General features: G+C 49.2%; 13 protein-coding genes. 5 read left to right on the top strand and 8 right to left on the bottom strand.

The genetic code is table 11. The annotated features are described in order from the left end of the window. A partial coding sequence (locus BR62_RS19420) for an IS3 family transposase (protein WP_032870924.1) occupies positions 1–249 on the top strand: 249 nt, incomplete at its 5' end. Between the two features lie 62 nt (positions 250–311). On the opposite strand, the gene pheT is transcribed toward BR62_RS19420, so the two are convergent. From pheT to BR62_RS0118170, 3 genes are all read right to left on the bottom strand, one after another. Continuing rightward, on the bottom strand, positions 312–2,726 hold the full coding sequence (gene pheT, locus BR62_RS0118180; protein ID WP_015240337.1) for a phenylalanine--tRNA ligase subunit beta: 2,415 nt from the start codon (positions 2,724–2,726) through the stop codon (positions 312–314). A gap of 13 nt (positions 2,727–2,739) precedes the next feature. Continuing rightward, positions 2,740–3,774: a phenylalanine--tRNA ligase subunit alpha gene (gene pheS, locus BR62_RS0118175; RefSeq protein ID WP_003152530.1), complete on the bottom strand. Its 1,035-nt coding sequence runs from the start codon at positions 3,772–3,774 to the stop codon at positions 2,740–2,742. 361 nt (positions 3,775–4,135) lie between these two features. Continuing rightward, a complete protein-coding gene (locus BR62_RS0118170; RefSeq protein ID WP_025285081.1) occupies positions 4,136–4,882 on the bottom strand; it encodes a TrmH family RNA methyltransferase in 747 nt (248 codons plus the stop codon). Positions 4,883–5,001: 119 nt separating this feature from the next. Between BR62_RS0118170 and sspI the strand changes: the two genes are divergently transcribed. The 4 genes from sspI (at position 5,002) to BR62_RS0118150 (ending at position 9,201) form a co-directional block, all read left to right on the top strand. Continuing rightward, positions 5,002–5,217, top strand: a complete 216-nt coding sequence (sspI, locus tag BR62_RS0118165) for a small acid-soluble spore protein SspI (RefSeq protein WP_003152527.1) — start codon at positions 5,002–5,004, stop codon at positions 5,215–5,217. A 61-nt stretch (positions 5,218–5,278) separates the two neighbouring features. Continuing rightward, positions 5,279–6,364: a CdaR family transcriptional regulator gene (locus BR62_RS0118160; protein ID WP_032871722.1), complete on the top strand. Its 1,086-nt coding sequence runs from the start codon at positions 5,279–5,281 to the stop codon at positions 6,362–6,364. Positions 6,365–6,463: 99 nt separating this feature from the next. Continuing rightward, positions 6,464–7,876 (top strand): glycolate oxidase subunit GlcD, encoded by a 1,413-nt coding sequence (gene glcD / locus BR62_RS0118155; RefSeq protein ID WP_015417962.1) that lies wholly within the window; start codon positions 6,464–6,466, stop codon positions 7,874–7,876. After that, complete coding sequence (locus BR62_RS0118150) at positions 7,873–9,201, top strand: (Fe-S)-binding protein (protein WP_007408108.1); 1,329 nt, start codon at positions 7,873–7,875, stop codon at positions 9,199–9,201. The genes glcD and BR62_RS0118150 overlap by 4 nt, the downstream gene beginning before the upstream one ends. A 69-nt stretch (positions 9,202–9,270) precedes the next feature. Here the strand turns inward: BR62_RS0118150 and cstA are convergent, their stop codons facing one another. The 5 genes from cstA to BR62_RS0118125 form a co-directional block, all read right to left on the bottom strand. Beyond that, the gene (cstA, locus tag BR62_RS0118145) at positions 9,271–11,067 is read right to left on the bottom strand and encodes a carbon starvation protein CstA (RefSeq protein ID WP_012118141.1); all 1,797 of its coding nucleotides are present in this window, start codon (positions 11,065–11,067) and stop codon (positions 9,271–9,273) included. Between the two features lie 110 nt (positions 11,068–11,177). Continuing rightward, the gene (gene arfA, locus BR62_RS0118140) at positions 11,178–12,677 is read right to left on the bottom strand and encodes an arabinosylfuranosidase ArfA (protein ID WP_032871721.1); all 1,500 of its coding nucleotides are present in this window, start codon (positions 12,675–12,677) and stop codon (positions 11,178–11,180) included. Positions 12,678–12,695: 18 nt separating this feature from the next. Further along, complete coding sequence (locus BR62_RS0118135; RefSeq protein ID WP_032871724.1) at positions 12,696–13,523, bottom strand: arabinooligosaccharides ABC transporter permease AraQ; 828 nt, start codon at positions 13,521–13,523, stop codon at positions 12,696–12,698. An 18-nt stretch (positions 13,524–13,541) separates the two neighbouring features. Then, positions 13,542–14,483: an arabinooligosaccharides ABC transporter permease AraP gene (locus tag BR62_RS0118130; RefSeq protein ID WP_032871719.1), complete on the bottom strand. Its 942-nt coding sequence runs from the start codon at positions 14,481–14,483 to the stop codon at positions 13,542–13,544. A gap of 41 nt (positions 14,484–14,524) precedes the next feature. Continuing rightward, positions 14,525–15,820, bottom strand: a complete 1,296-nt coding sequence (locus BR62_RS0118125) for an arabinooligosaccharides ABC transporter substrate-binding protein AraN (protein WP_032871718.1) — start codon at positions 15,818–15,820, stop codon at positions 14,525–14,527. Positions 15,821–15,831: the final 11 nt, after the last annotated feature.

Raw genomic sequence — 15,831 nt, 5'->3', positions numbered from 1 at the left:
AAAGCTGTTAAAACAAAAGGCATTACCATGAGCATGTCCCGCAAAGGGACGCCCGCTGATAATGCCTCCATCGAATCGTTTCATTCCTCGCTAAAGTCTGAAACGTTCTATCTTAACAGCATTGATCGAACTACGACTGCCATCGTAGAACGCACTGTCATAGAATACATTCATTATTATAACAATATTCGTATTCAAACCAAACTAAACAACCAATCACCGATAAACTATCGGCAATTGGCTGTTTAAAAGGTGTTTTGACCCCTGTCTCAAAAACGGGGGGCAGTCCCAGTGATCTGCAAGCTTTTTCTTTATCCTCTTAATACGGCCTGATACGTTTCTTCCAGCGCTTTCAGCACGTTTTCATGAACTTTTGTCACTTCTTCTTCTGTCAATGTTTGTTCAGGGTTAACATATTGGAGCGAGAAGGCGACGGATTTTTTGCCTTCTTCCATATGCTCACCTTCGTACACATCAAACACGGTGACTTCTTTCAGCAGCGCGCCGCCGGCTTCTTTGATCACGGCTTCAAGCTGTCCGCTTGTAACGGTTTTATCTGCCACAAGCGCAATGTCGCGCGTGACGGACGGGTACTTCGGAATCGGCGTATACACGACAGGTTCTGTTTCCTCGGTCAGAAGCGCGTGCAGATCAAGCTCGAACACATACGTTTCTTTGATATCCAGCTCTTTTTCCATTGCCGGATGCACCTGGCCGATAAATCCGGCAAGCGAACCGTTCAATAGAATGTTTGCCGTCCGGCCGGGATGCATGTTTTTGCGTTCTGACTGGACAAATTCAACACGGTCTGACACATTCAATTGATGCAGCAGGCCTTCAACGATTCCTTTGGCGACGAAGAAATCAACCTGCTTTTTCTCACCCTGCCATAAATTTTTGCGCCACAATCCGGTTACAGCTCCGGCAACCCGTTCTTTTTCAACCGGTTTTGTGTTTTCTTCTTTCGTCAGAAATACAGAACCCGTTTCATATAAAGCAACGGAATCAGTCTGTCTGGCCAGATTGTATGAAACGGCTTCAAGAAGATTCGGCACGAGGCTGTGTCTGAGAATGCTTCTTTCTTCGCTCATCGGCAGAGCAAGCATCGTATTGAATGATTTTTCGATCGCAAAAGCGGCCGCTTTTTTATCATTCGTTAATGAATAAGTGGTCGCTTGTGAAAGACCCGCTCCTTCAAGGAAACGTCTCACTTTCCGGCGTTTTGCCTGATACGGTGTCAAGCCGCCTGTCGTGCCGGCCGTTTCCGGAAGCGTGGACGGAATATTGTCATACCCGTACAATCTCGCCGCTTCTTCAATCAGGTCTTCTTCTATTCTAATATCTCCGCGGCGCGACGGCACCGTTACGACGAGAACGTCTTCAGCTTCACCGACTGCAAACCCGAGGCGCTTGTAAATGCTGATGATTTCTTCTTTAGCGATTGTCATGCCGAGCACGGCGTTCACTTTTTCAACAGACACGTGAATATTGTTTGCTTCAATTTTCAGATGGTTTTCTTCAACCGTGCCTGAGAGCACTTCTCCGCCGGCATATGCCTGAATGAGACTGCAGGCCCGTTCAGCCGCCAGCAAAACGCGGGCCGGATCAATGCCTTTTTCATATCTGGCGCTCGCTTCGCTTCTCAATCCGAGGTCTCTCGACGCTTTGCGGACGGTCTGTCCGTCGAAATAAGCGGCCTCCAGTAAAATCGCAGTGGTGTCTTCACGGACTTCAGACTCAGCTCCGCCCATGACTCCCGCAACGGCTTGCGCTTTTTTTCCGTTTGTGATGACCAAATGGCTGCTTGACAGCTTTCGCTCTTGTTCATCCAGCGTTACGATGGTTTCGTTTTCCGCCGCTTTTCTGACGACGACCTCTTTTGAACCGAACCGGTCGTAATCGAAAGCGTGAAGCGGCTGTCCGTACTCAAGGAGGACGAAGTTTGTAATGTCCACGACGTTGTTATGCGGGCGGATGCCTGCATTCATCAGCTTCGTCTGCATCCAAAGCGGTGACGGGCCGATTTTGACGTTTTTAATGATTTTTGCGGCATAATGCGGATTGGCCTGCGTATCTTCAACCTTAACGGAAACAGCATCCGCCGCTTTTTCTGCCGCTTTTTCATATGAAGCCTCCGGAAGCTTTACCTCTGCGCCGAGGATAGCCGCAACTTCATAAGCCACGCCTAGCATGTTCATCGCGTCGGCGCGGTTCGGCGTTAAACCCAATTCTAAAATCGCATCATCAAGCTGAAGGGCCGCCATTGCGTCAGCTCCCGTTTCAGCATCATTCGGAAAAACGAAAATGCCTTCCGCATATTCTTTCGCCACGAGCTTGCTTTCAATTCCGAGCTCCTGAAGGGAACAGATCATGCCGTGAGACGCTTCGCCGCGCAGCTTGGCTTTTTTAATCTTGAAATTGCCGGGAAGCACGGCTCCGACCGTTGCAACGGCAACCTTCTGTCCTTTATCAACATTCGGGGCGCCGCAGATAATCTGCACGGGTTCCTCCGCACCGATATCAACAAGGCATTTGTTGAGTTTGTCGGCATTCGGGTGCTGTTCGCGCTCAAGGACGTATCCGATGACAACGCCTTTTACGCCCTCCCCTTTATACTCGATACCCTCAACTTCAATACCGGCTCTCGTAATTTTTTCTGCAAGCACGGCCGGGTCGATTCCCTGCAAGTCAACGTAATCTTCTAACCATTTATAAGAAACAAACATGTGTATCCTCCTCTTACGCCTGTTTAAACTGCGAAATGAATCTGACATCATTGGTATAGAAATGGCGGATATCTTCAATGCCGTATTTCAGCATCGCGATACGTTCCACACCCATTCCGAAAGCAAAACCCTGGTATTCCTCAGGATTGAATCCAGCCATCTTCAGCACGTTCGGGTGAACCATGCCGGCGCCGAGAATTTCAATCCAGCCTGTTTTTTTGCAGACGGAGCAGCCTTGTCCGCCGCACTTAAAGCAGGTCACATCCACCTCGACAGAAGGCTCTGTGAATGGGAAAAAGCTCGGACGGAGCCTGATTTCACGATCTTGGCCGAACATTTTTTTGGCGACCAATTCAAGCGTGCCTTTCAGGTCGCTCATGCTGATTTTGCGGTCGACGACGAGACCCTCGATCTGCATGAATTGATGGGAATGTGTCGCGTCATCGTTGTCGCGGCGATACACTTTACCGGGACAAATGATTTTGACGGGGCCTTTTCCTTTATGCTTTTCCATCGTGCGCGTCTGCACCGGTGACGTCTGCGTTCTCATCAGCATTTCTTCTGTAATGTAAAAGCTGTCCTGCATGTCGCGGGCCGGATGTTCCTTCGGCAGGTTCAGCGCCTCAAAGTTGTAATAATCCGTTTCCACTTCAGGGCCTTCTTCGACGGTATATCCCATGCCGATAAATAAATCTTCAATTTCTTCAATAACGACCGTCAGCGGATGGCGTCCGCCGATGTTTACCTGACTGCCCGGCAACGTGACGTCAATCGTCTGGCTGCTGAGTTTTTTATTCATTTCTTCTTGTTCAAGCTGTTCATTTTTCGCCGTAATGGCTGCTGCAATGCGCTCTCTCACTTCATTGGCGAGCGCTCCCATTTTCGGGCGCTCTTCGGCGGACAGTTTGCCCATGCCGCGGAGAACTTCTGTAATCGGCCCTTTTTTTCCGAGATATTGCACTCGAATGTCGTTAACTTCTTTTAATGAACCCGCCGCTTCTACTTTTTCTGCAGCTTCCAGTTCGAGCTGTTTAAGCTTCTCTTCCATCATGCATCCTCCTTTTATGTAAACCAAACCGTTCTATGCCTTTTTCAGAAAACAAAAAAACCCGCCCCTTGAGAGAAGGGACGAGTTGTGGCCGCGGTACCACCCTTTTTAAGGCAGACTTCATCTGCCGACAGCTTCATTGACATAACGGAAACGATCGTTCCGGTTCACCTTTACGCGCGTTTGGCGCGGTCCCGGTGACAACTCGAGAGGTGAAAATCAATTTTTGTGCTGCGATAAAAATGCTTTCAGTCAGCGGCATTTTCTCCCTGGAAGGCAGTGTGTGCAAAAATTGACGTCCTCTGTCACGGTTTTTACATTATTGCTATCTATTATAGTGAAATCCAAGGCTTTTCGCAACCTATCCTCTGAGATGATAAACGAGGATGGCGGCCGCTACCGCCACATTCAGCGATTCCGCCTGCCCGTACAGCGGAACGTACAGGTTGAGATCCGTTTTTTGCAGAAGGCCGGAGTCCACTCCCGCCCCCTCGTTCCCGACGATTAACGCGAACGATTCTTCAGGCTTCACGCTTTGATAAGCCGCACCGTTTTCAAGCGCCGTGCCGTAGATCGCGACGCCTTGTGATTTCAGCTCAGCGGTAAACTCATCAAGCGGACGTTTCAAAATGGGAATATGAAAATGAGAACCTTGTGCTGAACGCAGCGTTTTTCCATTGTACGGGTCTGCTGTTCCCTCACCAAGGACAACGGCGTCGATCCCCGCTGCATCTGCCGTTCTGATCATTGTTCCTAAATTCCCCGGGTCCTGCACGGCATCAATCAGAAGCAGCCGCTTCAGCTGATCAGGCTGCCTATCCGGCATATGGCAGACCGCGGCGATCCGCTGCGGCGTTTCTGTTTCCGTCACGGCTGAAAACGCGTCTTCGCTCAGCACGTAGCACGGAATGCTCATGTCCAGATCGGCCGGGATGGCGCTCTCATCGTTTACGAGAATTTCTTTTACCGTTCCCTTTGATTTGAGCGCTTCTTCTGCCAGATGCTCTCCTTCTATCAGAAATGTATTCGTTTTAAGTCTCTCTTTTTTTGTGTGAAGTTTTTTCCAGTCCTTCACTTTTTGGTTTTTTGCAGAGTCGATTCGTTTCACTTTATGTCTGTGCTCTCCTTTTTTCATGCATGTTGTTATTATATCTTAAGAACAGCACATAATAAACCGCGTGCGCGGTAAGAATATGCGTATCACATTCAGAAAAAGGAGCGGTTGTAATGGATCTTAATTTACGCAACGCCGTTATTGCCAATGTAACCGGCAATAACCAGGATCAGCTGGAGCATACGATCGTTGACGCCATCCAAAGCGGTGAAGAAAAAATGCTTCCGGGCCTCGGCGTCTTATTCGAAGTTCTTTGGCAGCATGCGTCGGACTCAGAAAAAAATGAAATGCTCAAAACACTTGAAGGCGGATTAAAACCTGCGCAATAAGCATGAACCGGGTGATGGGACACCCGGTTTTTTTTGTATAATAATGGCGAGGGGGATCGCCATGCAGTTACAGCCGGAACTGGCAAAGAAATTGATTGCCGAAGTCAAACATATGTACAGCCGCGAAGTGATTATTGCCGATACAAAAGGGATGATCATCGCGGGCACCAACGAGGCGCGCGCCGGATGGTTTCATGAAGGCGCACTGATCTGCGCGCGCGAAAAACGGAATGTCATCATTACGAAAGAAGATGAAAAACGGCTCGAGGGCGTAAAAGCAGGACTGAACCTCCCCGTTTTTTCAGGCCATGAAGTGATCGGAGTATTCGGCCTGACAGGAGACCCTGACGATATCCTGCCTTTCGGAGAATTGCTCAGAAAAATGACGGAGCTGTTTATTAAAGAAACGCGCCATATGGAAGAAGCGCAGTGGCGTGCGAGAATGCTTGAATCCTTTATGGTTGATTGGCTGCAGCTGAAAGAATGGTCTCCGGGCTTTTTAGAAAAAGCAAAGCTCATCGGCGCAGACCTTCATGCATACCGCCGGATCATACTCATTCAAGGCCGTTATGAGCAATATAAAGCGGAGGAGCTCGGGCGGCTCTGGCAGTACGAATGCCCTGAAGACCTGTTTGTCCGCTGGGGAAATGAACGCATTCTCATTAATCATGAAGCAAATTCGGCTTCCAAAACACAGCTCATTAAAAAGATCGGCGCCGTTTTTGGGCAGCCTGTCACCGCTGGCATCGGACGGATCGTTCCGGGAGAGCGCCTCACGGAATCATACGAACAGGCAGATAAAGCACTTTCAGCCGGAATCGGTGACAAGCAGGCCGTCTTTGAAGAAGATTTAAAACTGGATATGTGTCTTGCCGATATCACACCCCGCACGAGGTCGGAATTTTCACGGCGGGTTCTCGAGCATGTACTCGGCCGGGAAGAACTTCTGGATACGCTGCGCGCCTTTTTCGACCGGCAATTATCGTTAAAGCGCACCGCCGACGACATGCATATTCATATCAACACATTGCGCTACCGTCTTTCCAAACTGGAATCACTGACAAATATGAAGCTGGACCGCCCTGAAGACATAACGGCTTTTTATTTGGCGCTGCGCTTTTTAGATCAACATACAAAAATCACGTAATCATATCATCATTTTTCATATGTTTCTCCATAGTGTGCGGAATCGTTTTTCTTTACAATTAAATGAAAACGCTTTTCTTATCAGGGAGGTTGGGAGAACATGATTTCACGAGAGGCAAAAGAAGCGTTCATCCGGACGGTCGGGAAGGAGAATTATGATGATTCGGCGGCGGGCCGTCTTGTGTATTCTTATGATGCGGCTCCTCAGCTGCAAGCCATGCCGGATGCGGTAATCGCCCCCCGCAGCGCGGATGACGTGTCCCGTATATTAACGATTTGCAGCAGGCATGACATTCCGATCGTGCCGAGGGGTTCAGGCACAAACTTATGCGGCGGCACATGTCCGTCTGAAGGCGGGCTTGTGCTTTTATTCAAACATATGAACCGCATTCTAGAAATCGATGAAGAAAATTTGACGGCAACCGTCCAGCCGGGCGTGATTACGCAAGATATGATCCGTGCGGTTGAACAAAAAGGTTTATTTTATCCGCCTGATCCGAGCAGCATGAAAATATCGACAATCGGCGGGAATATTAATGAAAATTCCGGCGGGCTGCGCGGTTTGAAGTACGGCGTCACCCGGGATTATGTCCTCGGCCTTGAAGCCGTATTGGCTTCAGGCGATATCATCCGCACAGGAGGAAAGCTGACAAAGGATGTCGCCGGTTATGATCTGACCCGGCTTTTCGTCGGATCAGAAGGGACGCTCGGCGTTGTGACGGAAGCGACTTTAAAGCTGGTTCCGAAGCCGGAAACGAAAAAAACGCTGCTTGCACTCTATGAACATATTGAAGCGGCTGCGGAATCGGTTTCTGCCATCATCGCTGAAAAAATCATTCCGGCGACACTCGAATTTCTTGATCAGCCGACACTGCAGGTCATTGAAGATTACGCCAAGATCGGGCTTCCGACCGACGCAAAAGCGGTGCTGCTGATCGAACAGGACGGTGACATCGACACGGTCAGACGAGATATGGAAAAAATCGAAGCGATTTGTAAAAACGGAGCCGCCGTATCCGTCCAAACGGCTGAAACCGAGGAAGAGGCATTCGCGCTTACAGAGGCCAGACGGTCCGCATTATCAGCCCTTGCCCGGCTGAAACCGACAACGATTCTGGAAGATGCGACCGTGCCGAGATCACAAATTGCCAGCATGGTCAAAGCCATTAACGAGATTGCAGAAACATACGGCCTGTCCATCTGCACATTCGGCCATGCCGGAGACGGCAACCTCCATCCGACGTGCACCACCGATATCCGAAATACAGAGGAGATGGAACGTGTCGAAAAAGCTTTTGCCGCCATTTTTGAAAAAGCGATTGAGCTGGGCGGGACGATAACGGGTGAACACGGGGTCGGCATCGTAAAAGCGCCGTATTTAGAAATGAAGCTGAAAACAGAAGGCATCACCGCCATGAAAGCGATCAAACAAGCGCTTGATCCCCAAAATCTGCTGAATCCGGGAAAAATATTCGCCAATTCATCAAGGAAACGCGTGGTGGTGATGAAATGACAACGGCTAAAGAGCAGCAACAAATTCAAACAGAATTCAAAAACCGCATGGATGAAGGTGAATTGCTGAACTGTATGCGCTGCGGCTTCTGCCTTCCTTCCTGTCCGACCTATATCGAATCGGGATTTCAAGAATCCCATTCGCCGCGCGGCCGGATCGCCCTGATGAAAGCCGTCACTGACGGACTGATCGAGCCGGATGAAGATGTCGAGCGCTCACTTTCGCTGTGTCTCGGATGCCGTGCATGCGAGCCCGTTTGTCCGGCAGGGGTCAATTACGGACAGCTGCTTGAAGAAGCGAGGGATATCATTCATCAAAATAAAAAACATAAGCCGGGCGTGCGCCTCTTGCGGAAAGCCGCCTTCACCGGGCTTTTCCCTCACCAAAACCGCATGCAGACAGCCGTGAATCTTCTCGGAATATACCAAAGATCGGGACTGCAGACCGCCGTCAGAAAAACCGGTATGCTGCGCGTTTTGCCTGAACATCTGCGCACAATGGAACAAGTGCTCCCGCCCGCCCCGAAACGGAAAGACATGAAGGAAAGGCCGCGTTTTCTTCCTGCCGCGGGTCCCGTCCAAAAACGGGCCGCTTTTTTCTCGGGCTGCTTAATGGATACGATGTTTTTAGCGACAAATCATGCGACAACGGCGCTTTTACAGGCGGCCGGGTGTGAAATCGCGGTTCCGGACGGCCAGGCGTGCTGCGGCGCGCTTCACGGGCACAGCGGAGAAAAAGAGATGGGAAAAGAACTGGCCAAGCGGAATATCGCGGCTTTTGAGGCGCTTGACGCTGATTATATCATTACAAACGCCGGCGGATGCGGCGCCTTTCTTCAGGAATATCCGCATTTACTGAAAGATGAACCTGGATGGGCGGAACGTGCCGGACAATTCGTCCGGAAGCTCAAAGACTTTTCATCCGTACTGGTTGATCTGAAGTTCCATCAAAAAAACCTGCGGGCGCAGTCTCCTCATATCGTCACATATCAGGACTCCTGCCATCTCCGCAATGTGATGCATACGTCAGAGGAACCGCGCACGCTTTTGAAAAGCATTAAAGGGGCTGAGTACAGAGAAATGGAAAAGGCCGACAGCTGCTGCGGGTCGGCGGGAATTTATAATATAACAGAGTCAGAGATGTCTATGAAAATATTAGACAGTAAGATGAAAGCCGCCGGAAAAACGGAGGCCGCCGTCATCGTGACAGCCAATCCCGGATGCCTTCTGCAAATGCAGCTCGGCATTTTACGCGAAGGATTAACTGGCCGTGTCCGCGCGGTTCATTTGGCGGATTACCTTTTGGAAGCGGCGGATTTGTCATAAGATGAAAGCAGAGAGACATATCGGCTCTCTGCTTTTTTATGATGCTGCAATGTTCGGACGGCCGCGGATTTATCCGGGTATTGAAGCTTCCAGTCTGGCACTCGGATCACGCCATACATTCGCCCATTTTTTCACAGCCGCAATGATAATCACAAGCCCGAGAATGAGCATGATAATGGATAAAACGCCATTCAGCACGTTGTATCCCGCCGCTTCGGGGTTCAAATACACATACCTCACCATCCAATAACCCGCATAGTTGACGGTCACGTACAAATAAGCGAGAGGAATCAGGCATGTCAGCATATAGCGCCGCTTATCCGCTATTTTTAATACGACGGTCGCACCGATAATTAAGCCGACAGACGCCATAAGCTGATTGGATACGCCGAACAGCGCCCAAATGGAGCTGATGTCGCCCGAATACAGAAGATAGCCCCACAGCAGGCAGGCGAGCGCGCTTGAGAAAATCGAGCCCGGCAGCCAGTCTGTTTTTTTCAGCGGCTTATAGACCTCTCCGAAAAACTCTTGAATCAAGTACCGGGCGACACGGGTTCCCGCATCAATCGCCGTTAAAATAAACACCGCTTCAAACATAATGACGAATTGAAAAAAGTATGAAGCCAAATGACTGAAAAACGGAATCTCCGTAAAGATATACGTCATTCCGACAGCAAGCGTAACAGCGCCGCCCGTTCTTCCTTCCAGACTGAGCCCGATTTCTTTACTCAATTCAGGCAGATGGACGACATTCATCCCGAGGGTGCGGAATATTTCAGGCGTGCTGTTAATAGCAAAATAGTCGGCGGGCTCGAGAGCGGCAGCTGCAATGAGCGCCATAATTCCGACGAGACATTCCACAAGCATCGCTCCGAAAGCAACCGGCTTTATATCACTCCATTTATCCAGCATTTTCGGTGTTGTGCCGGAACCGACAAATGCATGAAAACCCGAAATGGCGCCGCAGGCAATCGTTATTGAAATAAACGGCCAGACAGGACCCGCGATCACCGGCCCTCCGCCGTGAATAAACTCCGTTACGGCCGGAAATTTAATGGCGGGATTGACGAAAAAGACGCCTGCGATCAAAGCGGCAAAAACCCCGATTTTCATAAAACTGCTTAAATAGTCACGCGGAGCCAGCAAAAGCCAAACCGGAAGCGCCGCGGCGAAAAACGCATAGACAGGAAGCGCCACTGCAAGCGTTTTCGCATCCAGTGTCAGCATGTCCCCGAGAGCCGTTGTCTGCAGCCGCGGCCCGATGACAACACCGGCCATTAACAAAAGAAACCCGACAGTTGATGCGAGTTTGAGATTGCCCGTTTTTTTATAGTAGAGGCCGACCCCCATCGCGATCGGAATCGTAATGCCCACCGCAAACGTTCCCCACGGGTTTTTCTCAAGCGCGTGCAGCACAACCATGGACAGCCCCGCCATCGTGATCGTAATGATAAACAGCATCGAGAGACCCGTGCAAAAACCCGCCACCGGGCCGAGCTCTTCTTTGGCGACTTCAGAAAGCGTTTTCCCGTTTTTCCGCATTGATGCAAACAATACGACAATATCGTGCACGGCTCCTCCGATCACCGCCCCGATTAACAGCCATAAAAGCCCGGGCAGATAGCCGAACTGAGCTGCCAGAATCGGTCCGACAAGCGGGCCGGCAGCGGCGATTGCCGCGAAGTGGTGGCCGAATGACACCCACTTATTCGTCGGCACATAATCTTTCCCATCCTCAAGCACATGGGCCGGAGTCGGTGTCTGATCATTGATTTTTAATACTTTGACCATCATAAAGGTACCGTAAAGCCGATAGGCGATCGCCAGAATACATATAGACGCTATGACGATTGTAATCGCATTCATTTAATCCCAGCCCCTTTTCTCTTTTTCTAAATATTATCACAATTATCAGATAACAGGAGATGATTTTTGCGTAAAAAAAAGCCGGCGGCGCAGCCCGGCTTTTCGGAACATTATTTGCCTGATAAACGGATGACATTCCAGGACAGCGGAGTAAAATGAGCCGTTATCCCTTCAGCATTTGCCGAAGACGTTCCGTTTGAGTGAGGCGTGACTTCTTTTCTGTTTTTTTGATTGGTCGCTTTCATATCCTGATGCTCCAGCACGATATGCTCAATGATGCGGTAATCTTCAAACCCCCTCAGCTTGATCTCCGTTTCCATCAGTTCCTTGCTTTTGTTGACGGCAAAAATGGTCAGTGCTTCATCCTCTTCATGGTAAACGGCCGCGGCATCAACATACGGCACATCCGTAAAATCCGCTGAGTCGTATTTCGGGGAGGTGATCAGCAGCTTCATTGAAGTCCCTCTCCCGTATACAGAGGCGTGCATGTAAGGATAAAAGATCGGCTGTCTCCATGCTTCTCCGCCCTTTTCGGTCATGATAGGCGCAATTACGTTGACAAGCTGGGCGAGACAGGCGATCTTTAGTCTGTCCGCATGCTGCAGCATCGTAATCAGCAGTGAACCGATCAACAGCGCATCTTCAAAATTGTAGATGTCTTCAAGAATCGGCCGGGCCGTAATCCATGGCTCCACTTTTTTATCCGCTTCATTTGAGTGATACCACACATTCCATTCATCTAAAGAAAGGTGAATCGTTTTTTTGCTGCGTTTTTTCGCTTTCATATAATCACATACGGCTGTGACGGATTTAATAAAATGGTCTAAATCCATCGACTTCGCCAAATAGTTTTCAAGATCATTTTCATGGTTGCCGTAATACGTATGCAGTGAGATGTAATCCACATGCTCGTACGTATGCTCAAGCACCTCGGCCTCCCACTCGATGAAGGACGGCATGCCGCTGTTTGAGCTTCCGCAAGCCACCAATTCGATCGTCGGGTCCGTCCATTTCATCACCTTTGCCGTTTCAGCGGCGAGCCGTCCGTATTCATGCGCCGTTTTATGACCGATCTGCCAAGGGCCGTCCATCTCATTTCCTAAGCACCATGTTTTGATGCCGTAAGGTTTTTCATATCCGTGCGATTTTCGTAAGTCGCTCCAGTATGACCCTTCAGGATGGTTGCAGTATTCGACGAGGTTCCGGGCGGCATCGATCCCTCTCGTCCCGAGATTGACCGCCATATTCACTTCGGCGTTCACTTTTTTCGCCCACGTTAAAAATTCATTCGTCCCTACTTCGTTCGTTTCTGTCGTCTGCCATGCCAAATCAAGCCTCCGCGGGCGGTCCTTCACCGGCCCGACGCCGTCTTCCCAATTGTAGCCCGAGAGAAAATTCCCTCCCGGATAGCGGATGAACGGCACTTGCAATTCCTTGATTAACTCCTGCACGTCTGTTCTGAAGCCGTCCTTGTCGGCTTTCGGGTGTCCGGGCTCATAAATGCCTTCATACACCGCCCGGCCCATATGTTCTATAAATGATCCGTACATCCGTTTGTCCACTTCACCGATGATATATTCTTTATCTGCTGTAATCCCCGCTTTTTTCATTATATTTCCTCCCTCTCTCTATCCCTTCACTCCGCCTACTGTGAGTCCGGAAATGAAGTATTTTTGGAAAAACAAGAATATGATGATCACCGGCAGTATCGCAAAAACGGACCCGGAAATCAGCATGTCATAGTTGTTGCCGTACGGACTCAGCAGCCCTGAAAGTCCGATTGGAAGCGTAAACATTTCTTTCGACCGAAGCACGATCAGAGGCCATAAAAAGTTATTCCAGCTGTTTAAAGATTGAAGAATGATCATTGCCCCGAATGCCGGTTTCATGAGCGGCGCCATAATTCTGAAAAAAATGCCGAATTCGGTGCAGCCGTCCATTCTCGCTGAATCAAGCAGATCCTTCGGAAGTCCGAGCGCATATTGCCGGAAAAAGAACACGGCGACAGGCGACACAATAAACGGCAGAATCACCCCAGTATAAGAATCGATCAAATGAAGACCCACCGTCAATTTGAACAACGGAAGCATCATCACTTCAAGAGGCACCATCATAATGATCAGCACAAGAACGAAAATAATATTTCTGCCTTTAAATTCGTAGACACCGAGTCCGTAGCCGATCAAAGAGGAAAAAAACAGCGTGAGAACCGTGGTGAGAACGCCGAGAAGCAGGCTGTTAAAAAACCATTTGAAATAAATGCTCCCCCCGTTGAACAAATAGGTGTAGTTATCAAGGCTCATCACATCCGGATCAAGGCGCAGATTCAGCCCGATGCGCATTAGCTCAGATGATGGCTTTAAAGAACCGAGCAATAGACAGATCATCGGAAAGATATACAACAGGCTCAGCATGATAAAAAACAAGGTGAACGCAACTCTGTACACGGAAGACATGTGATTGTTACGCAACGCTTATCCCTCCCCTTTAAACGAACCGGACAGTTTCAGTGAAACAAGACTGACTAGTAAGATGACAAGCAAAAGGACAATTCCGATTGCGGCCCCGTACCCCATTTCGTTGTATGCAAGCCCCTGCTGATATAAATAACCGACAAGCGTGAGGCCGATATTGCCCGGGGAATTATTCTGCCAAAGCACATAGCTTTCCTCAAACATTCTGAAACCGCCGATAATACTGATCGTTAACACATAAACGGACACCGGCTTTAAAAATGGAAGGGTAATATGCCGGAACTTTTTCCACGTACTCGCCCCGTCAATTTCAGCCGCTTCATACAATTCTTTCGGCACGTTTTGCAATCCCGCCAGAAAGTAAAGAATGTTAATCCCCATCCACCTCCATGACGCAAGCAGCACCATTAAAAACATGCCGGTACCTTTGTTGTTGAGCCAGTTTTGGGGTGATGCGCCAAGCTTCATCATCAGCTCGTTTGCAAGCGACGTATTCATTTCTCCGAACATCAGACGGAAAATAATCCCCGCTACGATCGTCGATGTTAAAGCCGGTACAAACAGAGCCGATTTAAACACATTTCTGAACCTGACGAGCTTCGAATTCAGAATCACCGCCAAAAGAAGCGGCACCGGAATCAGCACGATCAGCGTCCAAAAGGTATATTCCAATGTGTTAAATAATGCCGTATAAAAGGTTGGATTAAGAAGAGCGGTATAATTGGAAAACCCGACAAATGTAATTTCTCCCGGCAGTATCCGTTGAAAGCTCATGATAAACACGCTGATAATCGGATACAAAAAGAAAACGAGAAACGAAATGATAAATGGCGCCGTAAAAAGATAAGGCGCCGCTTTTTTTGAATACAGCACATTGCGCCGGCGCGGCTTCTTCCGGACTGCAGAAACGGTTTGCGCTGTCTCTGTCTTTACAAGTCTCATAAAAGCTCCCCCGCTTTCACTGTTAAATAGGGCGGCTTCTCCTATTTCTCTAATTGCTCTGCCGCCTCGTCCAAGGCTTCCTTAGGTGTTTTTTCCTGCGTCTTCAGCGCATCGAACAGCACTTGTCTGACAACGAGATCAGCCGCTTTAGAGAAGTCTTCATGCAGATAAATCGGATTGATCTCATCTTTTATTTCAAGGAGCGAGGAAAAAATTGACGTACCGTTCCGGAAGAAATCCGTGTACTTGTTTTTCTCCTTCAATTCTTTTGAATTCCACACGTCCCAGCGGAGCGGGTCAAAGCCGAGCACCGTCCAAAGCTTTATATTCCCTTCCTTCGAACCTTTCGCAAAACCGAGAAATTCTTTCGCGAGCTTCAGATGTTCAGCCTGCTTCGGCACGACGGTGGCTGTTCCGCCTAAACCCGCTGATCTGTCACCGCCTTCTTTCCAGGCCGGCATAGGGTAAATCGCCATTTTTCCTTTTAAATCAGGCATATAATCGATAAACCGTCCCATGTACCAAATGGGCATCAGCACTGAGGCTGCCCCGCCCTGATTCATAAAACCGTAGTATTCTTCGCTGTGATGGCCGCCGCCGGGAGCCGGCAGAAGGGTTTTATCATTTACCATGTCCTTTACATAATTCAGTGTGTCTGTATTCGTCTTGCTGTTCAGAATCAATTTTCCGTTTTTGCTGTAGTAGCCTGACCCTTGCTGCGAAATCATGGATAGGAATGTGGCGGAATCGTTTGTTTCAACCGTTCCCATCGGTTTCCCAGCGGCTTCACGCACTTTTTTCCCTGCCCGCCGGTAATCTTCCCATGTCTTAATGGAGGCGGGATCAACGCCCGCTTTTTTCATGATATCCATGTTGTAAAACATGACGGTCGTCCCCACATGTGTATCAAGGCCGTACAATTTTCCGTTTTTGCTGTATAAGGCCAGACGCGCTTCCACAAACTTATCGCGGTCTTTTTCAATCAGCGGCGTCAGATCGGCAAGCGGGATATCCTTCCCCTTCAGAAAGTTCGAGAACCGGCTTAATTCCACGTCGGCTATATCGGGAAGCCCCTCACCCGCGATCAGCGAAACCGATAAATTATCATGCATTTGTCCATAAGGATAAACAACGGTATTCAGCTTGATTTTGCGATCCGGAAATTTCTGATTCCATTCTTTGACCATTTCCTGATAAAACTGTTCGTGCAGACCGTTAAACGTCCAAAACGTCAGCTCCGTTTCTCCCGGCCGGCCGGCAGTCCGTTCTTGTGAACAGCCGGCGGTAAACAAGAAGAGCAACATCAGCACCAAACATACAGCGGTCGTTTTTTTCATGTCATTACCCC

The sequence above is a fragment of the Bacillus sp. UNC69MF genome, from assembly GCF_000746035.1.
Classification (GTDB): domain Bacteria; phylum Bacillota; class Bacilli; order Bacillales; family Bacillaceae; genus Bacillus; species Bacillus velezensis.
Note: the sequence above shows the minus strand (reverse complement) of the source record. Positions and strands in the feature narration are given on the sequence as shown.

Bases quoted from the DNA above. Each gene is read 5' to 3' on its own strand.
- arfA (WP_032871721.1), bottom strand. From the start codon at position 12,677: ATGAAAAAAGCGGGGATTACAGCAGATAAAGAATATATCATCGGTGAA.
- BR62_RS0118125 (WP_032871718.1), bottom strand. From the start codon at position 15,820: ATGAAAAAAACGACCGCTGTATGTTTGGTGCTGATGTTGCTCTTCTTG.
- pheT (WP_015240337.1), bottom strand. From the start codon at position 2,726: ATGTTTGTTTCTTATAAATGGTTAGAAGATTACGTTGACTTGCAGGGA.
- BR62_RS0118130 (WP_032871719.1), bottom strand. From the start codon at position 14,483: ATGAGACTTGTAAAGACAGAGACAGCGCAAACCGTTTCTGCAGTCCGG.
- glcD (WP_015417962.1), top strand. From the start codon at position 6,464: ATGATTTCACGAGAGGCAAAAGAAGCGTTCATCCGGACGGTCGGGAAG.
- pheS (WP_003152530.1), bottom strand. From the start codon at position 3,774: ATGGAAGAGAAGCTTAAACAGCTCGAACTGGAAGCTGCAGAAAAAGTA.
- BR62_RS0118150 (WP_007408108.1), top strand. From the start codon at position 7,873: ATGACAACGGCTAAAGAGCAGCAACAAATTCAAACAGAATTCAAAAAC.
- BR62_RS0118135 (WP_032871724.1), bottom strand. From the start codon at position 13,523: ATGTCTTCCGTGTACAGAGTTGCGTTCACCTTGTTTTTTATCATGCTG.
- cstA (WP_012118141.1), bottom strand. From the start codon at position 11,067: ATGAATGCGATTACAATCGTCATAGCGTCTATATGTATTCTGGCGATC.
- BR62_RS0118160 (WP_032871722.1), top strand. From the start codon at position 5,279: ATGCAGTTACAGCCGGAACTGGCAAAGAAATTGATTGCCGAAGTCAAA.
- sspI (WP_003152527.1), top strand. From the start codon at position 5,002: ATGGATCTTAATTTACGCAACGCCGTTATTGCCAATGTAACCGGCAAT.